Consider the following 603-nt stretch of genomic DNA (forward strand, 5'->3'; position numbering starts at 1 on the left):
GCATCTTTAATCGAATTAAATGTGGAATCATAGTGATAAACTGCAACTGCAGAATTAATAAACATGTCAACAGGGTGATTGTGTGCCATATAGTCTAATGTTTCAGCTGTCATATCATAAAGGGCGGTAACAGTACCTTTGGCTCCAGCCATTAGTTCCCGTGTATTTTCAATTTGTGTGAAATATCTTTGTTGTTCAGCTGTCAGATTTTCATAACCAATGGTTTTGGCCATTGAATAGAATTCATCGGCATCTGCATAATCGTTATTCTTTAGTCTTTCTTTCAGTTTTTCAATCTCTCGTTCTTTTTCTTCCTTCTTCTTAATCGTCAAGTAAGCTTCAGTACGTTTTTCAATATCGCCTTTTTTCTTATGTATGTCACTTTCTCTATACGCTTTGGCATTGTAGTGAATTGGTGTAGCGTTCTTTCCTTTGCCTGTTGACTCCTGCAACTTTTTAAAATCTTGCTCAATGAATTGTTCGTTAGGCTCTGTTAATGCATATTCAGTTGTTAAATCACCATCTACTTCCCCAATTTTATCAATTGTTTTTTCACGTTTCTTATCTGCACTGGCACGTTCATCTTTAAAGTTTTCTGTTGAA

Annotated in this window: 1 protein-coding gene; it reads right to left on the minus strand. The window is 35.5% G+C overall.

Features of this window, described 5'->3' with window-relative positions; all coding sequences use genetic code 11:
- Window positions 1-603: T7SS effector LXG polymorphic toxin (locus SM447_RS29490; protein WP_474576135.1), on the minus strand; the 603-nt coding region annotated here is incomplete at both ends.

It is taken from the genome of Micromonospora aridisoli, from assembly GCF_056150025.1.